Below are 13,752 nucleotides of genomic sequence, written 5' to 3'. Positions count from 1 at the left end.
AAGGTTGTGAAGTCTATCCCATTAACTGGGAAGACCGGTCAAACTGTTGATGTCAACGTTGAAGTACCCGATGGTTATCATCAAGATAATCAGATTCCAAGTACGTATACGTTTACTGGCAATGATAATCATGATATTACCGTTCAATTAAGTCACTTGACACAAAATGCCACTGATCATAAGGATGTTACTCGGACGATTAATGTTACGGATCCTAGCGGTCATGTACTGACTAAGACTCAAAAGGTAACACTTAGTCGAACCGGATTGACAGACCAAGTTACTCATCAAACTACTTGGCAAGATTGGAGTACTGCTTCTTGGAATGTTTATGATGTTCCAACAATCGCTGGTTACACTCCTAGCCAAAGTCGTGTAGACGAAGTAACTGTTAATGGTGATACGCAAGATGCTACGGTTAATATTCATTACACTGCTAATGACCAAACCACGCACGTGGTATACAAAGACGCTAGTGGGAAAGTGATCAAGAACGATACGGTAACGGGGAAGACCGGCCAAACGGTTGACAGCAAGTCCAGTCTGCCGGCTGGTTGGAAGATTGCGGATAGTTCAACTGTTAAGGCAGTGCCAGCCACAATTACGTTCAAGGGAGCTTCGACCCCCGACACGGTCATTACAGTTGACCACGCCCACCGGACCATTCAACCAACTGATCCAATCAAGCCCGACGAAAAGACGCCGGATGGCAAGACCACAATTGATGGTGGTCATCAAGCCGACTTGAACAAGACGGTAACGCGGACGATTAACATCACTGATCCAACCACCAAGAAGACGACTACGACCACGCAAACGGCTACGCTCACGCGGACTGGTGATTTGGATGAAGTTACTGGTCATGTCACTTATGGCCAGTGGAGTACCGGCAGCTGGGATAAAGTTGATGTTCCAGCGATTGATGACTATACTCCAAACCAGAGTAAAGTCTCCGCTCATAAGGTGACTGCAGATGATATCGATACAACTATTAATATCACCTACACTCAAAACACCCATTCAACAACAATTAATTACGTTGATGAAAATGGTAAGATTGTGAAGACTGATAAAGTTTCTGGCCATACTGGTGACAAGATTAATATCAATGTTCCAAGTGGATATCACATTGATGGCGGAAATGTACCAAGTTGGGTCATCGATCGAAATCAACCTGTTAGAACAGTTTATGTGGTCACGAATAAACACGACACTGATAACCCAGAAGTAGTAACGAAGCCCGTTCTTAACATCATTAAGTACGTTGACGAAAACGGTAATGTGGTTAAGACGGAAACTGTCACTGGCAAGTTAGATGATCAGATTACACTGACCATTCCTGCCGGTTACCACTTCAAGGATGGAGAAACACCAAACCTTGTTATCACAGAGAGTGGTGTTCAAATTGTTAATGTCGTTAAGGATCGTCAGGTAACCCCTGGAAATCCAACAATTAACGATCATGACAAGAAGAACGGTAACAACTCTGCTGTTGATAACAATGGTGCATCTCAAGACAATAATGGAAAGAAAGTTTCAACTTCTTCAACGGGTCAATCCAATAATGCTAATAACCACAAGCAAAGTCAGTTACCACAAACAGGTAACGAATCACGAAATGGCTTTAGCGCTGCTGGTTTGGCATTAGCTAGTTTGACTAGCCTAATTGGTCTTGCAGGATTCAAGAAGAAGCGTGACTAGCAGAATTACATGTTAGTTTGCTTTCCTAAATAAGAAGGACTCAAGAAGTCGAACTATTCGGCTCCTTGGGTCCTTTTTCGTGTTGGTAATATTAACTTAATCTGAAAAATGTTAATCAAGCCTAAATTTCAAGAATAAGTTAGCCACTAAGCTGAAATAAATAGCACTGACCAATTAATTATTGGTTGATGAGAACGTGACATCTCTTGATAGAATGCTTTACAGTAAACATCCATTGCAGAACGTCCATTAAATATGGCTCGTGGATAGTGATTCATCCAGTTATTGGTCGCTATAATCTGGGCACTACTATAATCATTAATAACTTGGCCCTTAGTAATCTCCTTCCGGAGAAAACGATTATTGATTTCATTGGATCCGCGTTCCCAAGGAGAATATGGGTCAGTGTAAAAAACATGGTCATGAACTCGCGTTAACTCACTAAATTCAGAACCATTATCAGAAGTAATTGTTTTAAAAATGCGATAGTAAGCACTCTTGCCAAGCTTCTGACGCAACTCAACAAAAAAATGATTCACTGCATATGCAGTTTTACTGGTAATTTTTCTCGTAATATTAACCCGTGAAAAACGATCAGTCATTACTAGAACAACGCTATCCTTGCCATCTTTATGACCTTGAATAGTGTCTAGTTCCCAATGACCAATTTCGGACCGTTGGTCCGCAACCTGTGGACGTTGAGCAATGTTAGGTCCTAAGCACTTTTTGGCTTGTGGATGAGATTGATGGTGTTTACGTTTAGTTTTCTCAAAAAGGTCCAAGTTAGACGTACGGAATACCCCATCATTAATCCACTGATACAAAGTCACAACAGACTTAGGGATCAGTGAATCATCACTCATCAAATCACGTGCCTTATAAATAGCCGCTTGAGGAGAGTAACGATGCTCATCAAATTCACCAAGCATTAATTGGTCGGCCAATTGTAAAAAACGCTTTGAGCGGTAATATAAACGAGGACGACCGGACCGTTGGTGGCATTTAAGATAAATATTCTGACCAGCTTCATAACTGTAGATGTGATAAGGGTAATCGTAAGTCTTACCATTGAATTTTTGACGACGAATTTGGCGAACTGTACCACGTTTAAGCTCATTATTAATGGTTTGGTGGTTCACTCCTAATTGACGACCGATTGCGCGATTGGAAAGTCCTTGCGACTTTAAAGTCGCAATCATCACTCGCTCTTCTTTAGTAAGGTGTGCATATTTGCGATGAGTGGCCAAAAGGTTAGTGGGCATGGTATCATTTAAGTGCGTCATTTGACGGACATCCTTTCATATAGGTTTGATTCACTTAATATGATACCTGATGTCACGCCGAATGGCGTTTTTGCATTTACCACCAATTAGGTGGCTAACTTCATTCTATAATCCACCTTTCAGTTAAATGAGCGCGAGTAGTTCAACTTCCATTAGATGCTGTTCGAATTGCAATTCCCTTGCTTCTTTACTTTGTTTTGATGTTTTTTATCACTTTCTGGATTGCAAAGAAGACAGGCACAAGTTATGAAGTTTCGGCTACTCAATCGTTCACGGCTGCAAGTAACAACTTTGAATTAGCCGTGGCGGTTACCGTTGGTATCTTTGGACTAAATTCAGGAGAAGCATTTGCGGCCGTTATTGGCCCCATGGTCGAAGTACCAGTGATGATTCTGTTAGTTGATGTGGCATTATGGATTAAGAGAAAATTCTATTAAAAGCTATGAAAAAGATTTATTTCCTATGTACTGGTAATTCTTGTCGTAGCCAAATGGCTGAAGGATATGGCAAAGCATTGCTCAAGGATCAATATGAATGTAGAAGTGCTGGTGTTGAAAAACACGGTCTTAATCCTTATGCAGTAGAGGCCATGGCTGAAGACGGCATTGATATTAGTCAGCAAAAATCAAAGCTGATTGACCTAGATTATTTCAATTCAGCTGATTTAATTGTGACTTTATGCGGTGATGCTAGGGATCGCTGTTCGGTGATTCCTCCTCAGGCCCAAAGCGTTCATTGGCCGTTACCTGATCCCGCACAAGCTAAAGGTACTCCTGAACAGAAAATGGTAGTGTTTCGCCAAGTACGTGATGAGATTAAACAATTAGTTAAAGGATTAATTTAGGGTCTATTTTTAATAAATAACCCCTAAAGAATGTTGCTATGTCAAGCCCCTGTATTCTACAATCAGAATATAGGGGCTTTTAATTTATATATACAAAAAGTAGCCCCTAAATAAGGAGCAAAAATTACTATGAAACAGCTTGTATTACCCATCAAAGATACCAACGTCCTCCACGAAGTTGAAGATACTTTACTCCATAATTTTCGTGAAGGACGCCGGAATTACACAATTTTCCAGGTTGGCAAGGCTACTCTGCTTCGAGTGAGTGATGTGTTGGCTCTCAGACGCAACGAAATCTATAAAACTGATGGGGACATCAAGAAAAATGCTTATATTCGCGATAAAAAGACCGGAAAACCTAATATTTTATACCTTAAACCAGTAAAACAAGACTTAATCGACTATTTTAACTGGCTAAACGAGCAAAACATTCAATCGGAGTGGCTTTTCCCCTCCTCACGGGACCATTCTCGGCATATCACAGAAAAGCAGTTTTACAAAATCATGGCTAGAACTGGTGACTTACTAGGAATTAACTACCTTGGGACCCACAGCATGAGAAAAACGGGTGCCTACCGTGTTTACACGCAAACCCATTACAATATTGGCCTGGTGATGAGCCTTCTAAACCATACATCTGAAGCTATGACCTTAAAGTATCTGGGATTGGACCAAGTTAGCCGTGAAAAAATGCTCGATGAAGTTAATTTTGATTAAGCAGTAACCTCACAATCTCACTCGTTAATCAGGTTAGGTTTAGTCATAAACCGGTTTGATTAACGAGTCCAGCAAGCGGTAGCGCGGTAGAATACCAAATATGTTCTATTTTTTGATTTTGTGTGTCATTTGTCATACAATATAGGCGAGGTGATTAGTATGGACGCAAGAGTAGATAGTCGTATCCCAGTTGACGTTAAAGAAAAGGCTAGCAAAGAATTAGCCGCTCATGGGCTATCCATTTCTAGTTTTATTCGTATGACCTTGTCTTCTGTAGCTAATGATGGCCTACCAAAGTATTGGGGTATTCCTAATGCAGAAACCATGTCATCAATTAACGAAGCAGTTGATGATTTAAGCGAACACAAGCTAAAAGGCGCTTCTTCTTATAATGAACTGGAGAAATTGTTAGATGAGTAAAGTTATCCCGACCAATCATTTTAAGAAGCAGCGTAAAAGGGTAAAGAAAAACCCACGTTGGCATAGTATTTTCCATGGTGAAGTCCCATTTCCAGATGACCATCGCTCGCCATGGGAATATGTAATTAATTGCTTTCTAAATGATGAACCAATTCCCGATTATTTTTACGAACACTCAATTACTTTGACGGCACAGCAAAAAAGCCAAATTAAGAATCGTTTGGGTTCCCTTAGTCTGGTTGAAATTAAAGGATTAGACCTTCACTTTGACGGTCATAATGGCGACCATTTATTGCTATATATTCGAACTAACCAAGAAATCGTTTATTTAGTTGGTATTGGGACCCATTCTGACTTATTTTAATTATATTTAGAAAGAAGTTTTGCCCATGATGTCTCCAAAAAGCATTGCTCGTTGGCAAGAACTGAAAGCCAAGAAGTTAAACGGCCGCACAGTTCCAGAAGATATGGAATATAAGAAACTGCAAATGAAACATGACGCTGACGTTTTAGCATTAAACGAACTAAAATGGAAAGCTGAATTAGCCGAAGCTATCATGATTTCATCAATGAATAACAGCAATACTAAGTCTGTGTTAGATGATGTTATTCAATCCGAAATTGGCGAGGAAAAGAAGCCATATTCTCGGAAAGATATTGCTGATTTTGTGACCGCCTTTTTAGCAAAAGCTAAACAAGAAGTGACTACACAAAATCACAAGCAGCCATTGGGAAGTAATCCATTAAATAATAATGAATTACCCAATGGCTCAAAACACAGCAACTAATTGTTGATGTTGTTTTGAATAAAATTCCCTTTATCGAAAGACATTGGGAATTTTTTTATTTTGGCATTACCTTTTGATTAAAAGGTAATATTTAATTTTCAAATGCAATCTTGAAAATTAAATCAATGGTTATTAGGAAATGTGTTCCTAATGCCCTCGGCGAGAGCGACCGTCAAAATGGGTTACTCCATTTTGACTAGGGAGCTAGTAAATTGGATAAGTTAACCACTTTACTTAATATCGAATATGCTAAAATGATATTAAATATAACACTATATAGGTGATGATATTATGGCTATTAAATGTACGGTAACAACAGACTTACAAGCTAAAGATACAAACGGTTATTCTGGCATTCAAAAGCATGTTGAACATGATGAAAGTATTAATCATGCTAACCAAGATATTGTGTTCAGCGAAACTCAATTTAATCAATATGATGAATCACCGAAAACACGAGCAGCAATCGACCAATGGAACGATGAACATTTCAAAGACTATGTTGAGGAACACGATAAACATCAACGTGAAAAGGGACACGCAGAACGGCAATACGGCAGTGTTAAAAACTACCTAAAACGGAAAAAGAAGGCGACCGCTGTATTAACCATCGGCAATATGGAAGTTCAAAGTAAATTAATGCAACAATTCTGTCCAAAAGATTCATATCAAGAAGAGAAACTACCGGACGGCACAACCCATTTGGTTTTCAAGCTTAAAGACGAAAATAACAAACCAATTCAAAATAATATTGCAGTTGCTAAACAATTTTATGGTTGTTTCAATCGAGCCTTAATTAAGGCCACTAACAACAATATCGGGTGGCCAGCAAATAAAGTTCATCAGCAACGCATTAATGTTGGTGATTACCTACATCGTGGCCGTTACGCAACCAACAATGATGAAATGGGCATTTCACATATCCATTTTGAAGTAGCTACCTTTGGCATGACCCGAGGGGGTAAAAAACGGGCAGCACATGTCACTAATTCATTAAACCAAGCCTTAGTAAGCCTTCATCAAGCTGTCACAGGCAAAACGGCTTCAGGCCGAGCAGCACTCAAATGGTATCGAGCTAATCTTGACCAGTTCGCCCTAAAATGCTTGGAGCAAGAATTACATAAGACCTACCAAGTCCCCGAAAATAAAAAAATCCTCGATTTTGAACGCAAAACCAAGGAAGATAAGACTATACAAACGGGACTATCGATGGAGCAACTAAAGGCCCAACATCAAGAAATCGCTGACCATCAAAAGAAAGTCCAAAACCTTCAAGACCAAGCCAAAACATTGAATGACCAAAATAACGATATGCAAGCACAAGTCAAAACCGTCACTAAAAATCTCAAGGACATCTATGAAGCCACCACAGGCCGCCAGGCAGTCGATAAAGACGGTAATGACTTATCACCCCTCGAAATGGCTAAAGGCATTACAAGGGCTAATAGAGCTGCTCAGGACGATAAAGAAAAGGCAGAGCAAGCCAAGGCAACTGCTGACCAAGAACGCCAGAAAGCTGAACAACAAAAAGCTCAACAAGAGCAACAACTGGCTACTCAACGCCAGCAACTCAAAGTCCTACAAGACCAACTAGACGAAGCTAATAACCAGCTCAAACGACGCAAACAACAACGAATCAAAAATGCCCAAAAAGAAATCGCCCAAAACGAGCTAACCGATGGCAATAACCAACCAATTAATGTAACCGAAGATAACGTTGCTCAAATTGAACAAGAAATTGATAATTGGCGACAAGACCAGCAAGCCGAATGGACACAAGACAAAACAGACGTACAAAATGAACTAGAGCAAATTAACCAACAACTCCTCAAGGCTCACAGTACCAAAGCTAACCTAGAAAGCACCAACCAAGAACTAACTAGGCAAAACACTCAACTACAACAAAGCCAACAACTAATGAAAAACAACATCAACGGCTACAAAAACCAACTAGTTGATACAATTACCGAACACGACCCTAACCACAAAGTAGAACAACAACTACTTAAACCAAATGAAGTACCGGAAGCAGTCATCACTACCAACGGCCGACAACAACACCTCCGGCAACCTCTAAAATACCTCATAGATGTTACTACTCAAGTTCTCCAAAAGATTAAAACTACAGCAACCAACTTCATTAATCAGGTCACTAAAAGCTTATTGCCACCAGTTAATCCAAAAAAACCTATTCAACTTCAAAGCAGCTACGTAGATTTTTCAAAAATTCAAGCTTCCCTACATAAGCCTAATGCTCAAAAAGAAATCCAACTAATGAACGACCCAATCATCAAACTTAAAAGAGCACTCCTAAGTGCAACCACTGACCAACTTCAAAAGACCAAAGAACAAACCCAAAAATCACTTAAACAACAAGTTGATGATGAGTGGGAACGCTAATAACAAACCTCTTATTAAAAAGAACGTACTTCACCTTAACTCCCCAGGAAGCAAGCTCCGCTTGCGCAGCCGTGCTCTCTCGAAACCTAGCCTATCTGTGGCTAAAAAGTTTCGAGAGAGTTCGCTCTCATTCAACCCATCGCTTATTTACTCAACCAACAACTTACGTTATTAGCTCAGCAAATAAGCAATGCAGACAGTTTAAGCGCACTCCGCCCTTGCCCTTATTCACCTCAGGGTTGGTTTTAGGTTTTCTCTACATTCAAAGAGAATCTTCTGCGAGAACCCGAATAACTCGCATAGTAAATAAGGTTGTCCGTAGCATTTCCGAAGCTTCCTATGCCACTCTTTTAGCATTATGTGATAAATGCAGGGATTGGCGTTCCCATGGTTGTTAACTACAATTCCTACACGTCCAAGGAATCACGGGCGATTTCGAGATGCGACTACGATGCAGTGCCACTGCTGGCGAGTTTAACGGGTGCGACCCAAAAGAAAAAGCACGTAGCCGATTTAACTACGTGCCTTTGTCTTTTTCGGGTTCCAATCCCAGTTTTAATCACTTGAATTTTATGCCATTTCTTCATATAATTTATATATGAATGAAATGACAACCCCGATTAGCTAGGGTAGTTAGCTAAGTCGGTAGCTCGTTGAAGTACGCCAATACTTCAGCGGGCTTTTTCTTTACTCTTAAAATATTTAGTTGGTGAAGTAGTTCGCCAAGACTATTTCACCTATTAAGATACGCTAATCCGGCATGAATGTAAATGCTTTCGAATTTGCTGTAGTACGTTATATATTGTGGTAAATATATAATTGTAGTAAATATATAACTTACTACAATATATAACCTACTACAGTTATATATTTACTACATCGATAAACGTTGATTTAACAGCTTTTTATTTTTTGAAAAACAAATTAACTTACCACGATATATAACTGTAGTAAATATATAACTTACTACAACTAATTCACGAACCGTTAAAATTTTTTTGAATCAGTCCATGCTTCTCTGCTTCATAATTTGTTTACTATAATATATAACTGTAGTAAATATATAACTTACTACAATTATTAATCCTACCCATCAATGCTTATATAATAGCTACGATTGCCGTTCCTTATTACTTGTAGTAAACTAATTATGAAATTGAACCAGGGAATTCAAAGGAGTGAAGACGATGCCAGCTATTTTATACGGCAATATGAAAGGCGGAGTAGGAAAAACTACGAACTCAGTTATGACTGCTTACCAATTAGCAAAATTAGGTTATAAAACGCTCGTTTGCGACCTAGATCCGCAAGCCAATGCAACGCAACTACTTCGACGAACATACGGCTTACAGAACGGAGTTGATCTACAAATTGATAAAACTATGATGGTCGCGCTAACGGAAGAAAATATTAAGTCTGCTATCGTCAATATTATGGACAACCTTTACTTGCTGCCATCGTCTGAAGATTTCAAAAATTATCCAGATTTCTTAGAAATGAAGTACATGTTGGATAAGGAAAAGATCGAAGCTGGTAACAGCAATACGCTCCAAAGTGAAATGAGCAAGGTTAAGGAGCAGCGCATTGCTTACTTTGCCCAACAGTTAGCCAAAGTTCGTGATGAGTACGACTTCGTTATCATTGACGTACCACCGACGCTATCTATCTTTACCGACTCCGCTATTTACGCTACCGATTTTGTTATTATCGTTCTCCAAACCCAGCAAAGATCACTGGACGGTGCTGAAACGTTCTTTGAGTATCTTCAGCAGATGTATAACGACTACGCTAACATTGACTTTGATATCTTGGGTGTCTTAGCCGTCCTTCTCAAAAACAACGTCGGCCTCGACAACCAGATTTTAAAGGATGCCGAAGCCGACTTTGGGAAAGATATGCTATTTAATCAGATTATCCGGCACATGGAGCGTCTCAAGCGCTATGACCGTACTGGGATCGCCGAAAAAGGCTTAACCAAGTATGATATGCACGATACCCGGTTGCATTATATCTACAATGCACTGACGAAAGAAATCGTCACCCGCCTAACAGACAAAGGGGTTGAATTGAAATAATGGCTAAGTTCGAATTCAATAAGAGCGCTAAGAAAAAGTCACCAAAACCAATTACGGAAACAAAGATCTCCAAGCCAAAAGAGACCTATGACCCCACGAAGATGACCAAACAGGTCGAAAAGGATTATCAACAGGAGCGTCCCAAGAAGCAGCACCCTGGCAGACCCAAGAGTGGGCGTAAATCTTACCAGACAGTTCGTCTGCAAAAGAAGACCGTGTTGAAGATTAATGCGCTGGAAAATGCGCTCAGTGTAGCTACTCAAGATGCCACTGTTGACCAAGCTATTGAACGTGTGCTGAATTCATTGAATGCCGATGAAAAGCGGGCATATGAGCTTTGGCTGGAAATGTTCGAGAAAAAAGAGAAATAGATATAGGTGAACAATATGCAAGTTGAATCTAAAATTATGGAACAAGTAAGATCTGTCCTCTCCGGCTTTGGCAATAAATACATAGATAGTAATGGAGCACTAAAGCGGAATAAAGTCATCGAAGATCTAGACCACTATGACCGTGATTTGATGACGGCGCTACTAGCTAATCAGCAAATCCATGACCAATACACGGAAAAAGTCGCCGATACTGAAATTTTTAAATTGAACCAGTTCCTTGATGTTTTTGAGTACAAGGAATTTTGGCAGGATAGTTTTACTAAGTATGCTAATAGAATTGGATTAACTATTAATGGCAAATTCATCAATGATTCTACTGATGTCGTATTGGATTTTCCTTATAAAGACACAGTTCTCAAGGCTGGCATGAGTAAAGAAGATGTCGATAATGAGACTGATGCAAATGAGCCATTTCTCAATGAGACACTGGCACATTCTGAAATTAGTGAGCTTTTTGAACCCAAAGTGTTGATTAATGCTAAGCGATATGACAAAAACGGAGAACATGAAGCTACTGATTTCAGCGATGATGATAATCTCATTATTAAGGGTAATAACTTAATTGCACTGCATAGTCTAAGAAAGCATTATTTAGGTCAAATAAAGCAAATATTTTTAGACCCTCCTTACAATACAGGACATGATTTCCCTTATAATGATAAATTCAATCATGCATCTTGGTTAACATTTTTCAAAAATAGAATTGATATTGCACATGAGCTGTTAAGCCGCGATGGAAGTTTATGGGTAGTATTAGATAACTCCGAAATATACTATGCCAAAGTTTTACTCGATCAAATATTTGGTAGAGAAAACTTTGTTTCCGATGTTATTTGGATCAATAACAGGCAGAGTAAAGGATATAGCAATGAAATCTCACTGCACCATAATATAATTCTGATATATCAAAAATCTGATGCCTTCAAACTGAACTTACTACCAAGAACCAAGGAAAATAATAAGAATTACAAGAATCCAGACAATGATCCTAAAGGTCCTTGGCGAGCGTCTGATGTCAGAAATTCTGCTTGGCGTCCAAATCTTCAATATGACATTACAGCTTCTGACTGTTCAATAATTAAGCATCCTGAAAATGGTTGGCGTTTCAGTAAAGAAACATTTGAAAAAGAACTCCATGAGGGAAAAATTAAATTTAGTGATGATAATAAAAGGGTTATTCGCAAAATTTATTTATCAGATCAAAAAGGTAGAGTTGTTGAGTCAGTTTGGCCTACTACCGATTTGGCAAACTGTACCACGTTTAAGCTCATTATTAATGGTTTGGTGGTTCACTCCTAATTGACGACCGATTGCGCGATTGGAAAGTCCTTGCGACTTTAAAGTCGCAATCATCACACGTTCTTCTTTAGTAAGATGAGCATTCTTTTTATGAGTAGTCAATAAACTAGTAGACATGGTATCATTTAAGTGCGTCATTTGACGTACATCCTTTCATATAGGTTTGGTTCACTTAATATGATACCTGATGTCACGCCGAATGGCGTTTTTTATTTACCACCAACTGGGTGGCTAACTTCATTCTATAATCCACCATATAGATAAAATAATAGATTAGTTGATAAATCAAAAACAAGAAAATGATCTAATTGGTTTACGTTTTTAGTAAATTTAGTTATACTATAATTGTGTACGTGATAAAAGGAGATGGATTAATTACTAAAGTATTAGCAATTGATAATTTAATGCTGTGATTTTTGGGGAGATTAATTTATCAACGCTATGGATAGAAATTATTTATGAATGATTTTATTATTTAGCTTTAAATTCCAACTAATTATGTAAAGCACATTTTAGCAATGGAAAATGATACTTTGGCTTGCGTTAACTTTCTATATTTAGCAACACGAATTTTCTTAATTTGAGAAGTAAACAACCGTGACTTGACAATTTAATTATTTGAAATCAATCCTTTCCGAATTACCGGATAAGGATTATTTAGCATATCTAAGAAAATAACAATTCTTATGTCATTAATCAAAACAACGTTGAAAGTATAAACGTATAGAAAGAAAGTGTCTTTGATGGTATCTAAAAACAATATTCAACACAAAATGGAAGATGATGCCAAGCGGGTTCCCCATTATGGGATTCGCAAGTTGTCAATTGGAGTTGCGTCAGTGTTATTAGGAACGGTCTTTTATCTGCAAAATGGGGCCGCGTACGCTGATGTTAATCCTACGGTAAGTGCTGGTAACGATAGTGTTGAGGTTGTTAACAAAGATTCCGGTACCAGCGGTTCGACAGGAGCTACACGTACGTCGACTGGTGCTGGTTCAGTTAATTCATCAGGTTCAATGGTTTCGTCTGGTGACACAACTAACTCAACGATCCTAAGGCAAGCGTCAGGATCGCCGGCTGAAGGTGTAACTAAGCAAGTAAATAATGTAGCTTTGACAGCTGGTCAAGTTAATACGGGCGTTGATAAGACTAATGCTCCAGTCCCGAATCGGCAAACAAGTGCTGCTGGCAACCCAAGTAATGAACAGTTGTCTGATAATTTGTCATTATCAGTAAATCAAAATTCAAGCTTTAACTTTTCGTCGTTATTAGCGTCCAAGGTGGCTTTGACCGGTTCAAATAACGCGGTTAATGGTGGCTTTGATAAAGCTACATGGGGCAAGCTTGATGTAAATGCTTGGAAAGGCCATGTGCAAGGTGATTATTATCAATTAACTGATTATACCGGTGATGCTGATCACGTAATTGTGCCAAATGAAGCTGATTTTGAAAAAGCTGGTATTAGTACCGCTGGTAAACAAGTTGGTATTACGCCTAAGACTATACGTTCACTTTCTTATAAAGCTAAGTCGGGACAAAGAACAATCGCTTTCAGCAAAACAAGTAATCAAAAAGTAAAAGCGATTGGAACAGATTGGCCATATGCATTTGCACATTCACGCTTAAATAAATTTGATGGCTCTAATTTGGACGTAAGCAATGTCACTGACATGAGCCACATGTTTGAAAGCAATTCAATTAGCGATTTAACTTCGCTGGCTGATTGGGACACTAGTAATGTCACTGACATGAGTAGCATGTTTGAAAGCAATTCAATTAGCGATTTAACTTCGCTGGCTGATTGGGACACTAGTAATGTCACTGACATGAGTA

General features: G+C 38.9%; 12 protein-coding genes and 2 pseudogenes. 12 read left to right on the top strand and 2 right to left on the bottom strand.

Translation table 11 applies throughout. From position 1 onward, the window contains the following. A partial coding sequence (locus QOS06_RS10035; protein ID WP_283595993.1) for a mucin-binding protein occupies positions 1–1,701 on the top strand: 1,701 nt, incomplete at its 5' end. A gap of 146 nt (positions 1,702–1,847) precedes the next feature. Here the strand turns inward: QOS06_RS10035 and QOS06_RS10030 are convergent. After that, complete coding sequence (locus QOS06_RS10030) at positions 1,848–2,984, bottom strand: IS30 family transposase (RefSeq protein ID WP_283595991.1); 1,137 nt, start codon at positions 2,982–2,984, stop codon at positions 1,848–1,850. 131 nt (positions 2,985–3,115) lie between these two features. Between QOS06_RS10030 and QOS06_RS10025 the strand changes: the two are divergent. The 10 genes and pseudogenes from QOS06_RS10025 to QOS06_RS09980 all read left to right on the top strand — a co-directional run. After that, positions 3,116–3,421: pseudogene (locus QOS06_RS10025) on the top strand (arsenic resistance protein); the annotation flags it as partial. Positions 3,422–3,426: 5 nt separating this feature from the next. Next, positions 3,427–3,828, top strand: coding sequence for an arsenate reductase (thioredoxin) (arsC, locus tag QOS06_RS10020; RefSeq protein WP_283595989.1), 402 nt, complete (start codon positions 3,427–3,429; stop codon positions 3,826–3,828). A 129-nt stretch (positions 3,829–3,957) separates the two neighbouring features. After that, complete coding sequence (locus QOS06_RS10015) at positions 3,958–4,545, top strand: tyrosine-type recombinase/integrase (RefSeq protein WP_086141023.1); 588 nt, start codon at positions 3,958–3,960, stop codon at positions 4,543–4,545. Positions 4,546–4,704: 159 nt separating this feature from the next. After that, positions 4,705–4,965, top strand: coding sequence for a type II toxin-antitoxin system RelB/DinJ family antitoxin (locus QOS06_RS10010; RefSeq protein ID WP_204785163.1), 261 nt, complete (start codon positions 4,705–4,707; stop codon positions 4,963–4,965). After that, complete coding sequence (locus tag QOS06_RS10005) at positions 4,958–5,329, top strand: type II toxin-antitoxin system RelE/ParE family toxin (RefSeq protein ID WP_283595984.1); 372 nt, start codon at positions 4,958–4,960, stop codon at positions 5,327–5,329. The genes QOS06_RS10010 and QOS06_RS10005 overlap by 8 nt, the downstream gene beginning before the upstream one ends. A 25-nt stretch (positions 5,330–5,354) precedes the next feature. After that, complete coding sequence (locus QOS06_RS10000; RefSeq protein ID WP_191990288.1) at positions 5,355–5,753, top strand: replication protein; 399 nt, start codon at positions 5,355–5,357, stop codon at positions 5,751–5,753. Between the two features lie 291 nt (positions 5,754–6,044). Then, positions 6,045–8,153, top strand: a complete 2,109-nt coding sequence (locus QOS06_RS09995; RefSeq protein WP_152719820.1) for a coiled-coil domain-containing protein — start codon at positions 6,045–6,047, stop codon at positions 8,151–8,153. A 1,187-nt stretch (positions 8,154–9,340) separates the two neighbouring features. Further along, positions 9,341–10,228, top strand: a complete 888-nt coding sequence (locus tag QOS06_RS09990; protein ID WP_152719822.1) for a ParA family protein — start codon at positions 9,341–9,343, stop codon at positions 10,226–10,228. After that, a complete protein-coding gene (locus QOS06_RS09985) occupies positions 10,228–10,599 on the top strand; it encodes a DUF5388 domain-containing protein (RefSeq protein WP_152719824.1) in 372 nt (123 codons plus the stop codon). Before QOS06_RS09990 ends, QOS06_RS09985 begins: the two co-directional genes overlap by 1 nt. Positions 10,600–10,614: 15 nt before the next feature. Next, the gene (locus QOS06_RS09980; protein ID WP_152743183.1) at positions 10,615–11,919 is read left to right on the top strand and encodes a DNA methyltransferase; all 1,305 of its coding nucleotides are present in this window, start codon (positions 10,615–10,617) and stop codon (positions 11,917–11,919) included. Here the strand turns inward: QOS06_RS09980 and QOS06_RS09975 are convergent. Next, positions 11,860–12,057 (bottom strand): annotated as a pseudogene (locus tag QOS06_RS09975) (helix-turn-helix domain-containing protein); the annotation flags it as partial. The gene QOS06_RS09980 and the pseudogene QOS06_RS09975 overlap by 60 nt on opposite strands. A gap of 605 nt (positions 12,058–12,662) precedes the next feature. Here QOS06_RS09975 and QOS06_RS09970 point away from each other — a divergent pair. Further along, positions 12,663–13,752 (top strand): BspA family leucine-rich repeat surface protein (locus QOS06_RS09970; protein WP_283595983.1); only part of this gene is annotated, 1,090 nt, incomplete at its 3' end.

Source organism: Limosilactobacillus sp. DJ3M12 (assembly GCF_947381695.1).
Lineage (GTDB): Bacteria > Bacillota > Bacilli > Lactobacillales > Lactobacillaceae > Limosilactobacillus > Limosilactobacillus kinnaridis.
This window is presented reverse-complemented; position numbering and strand designations above follow the sequence as displayed.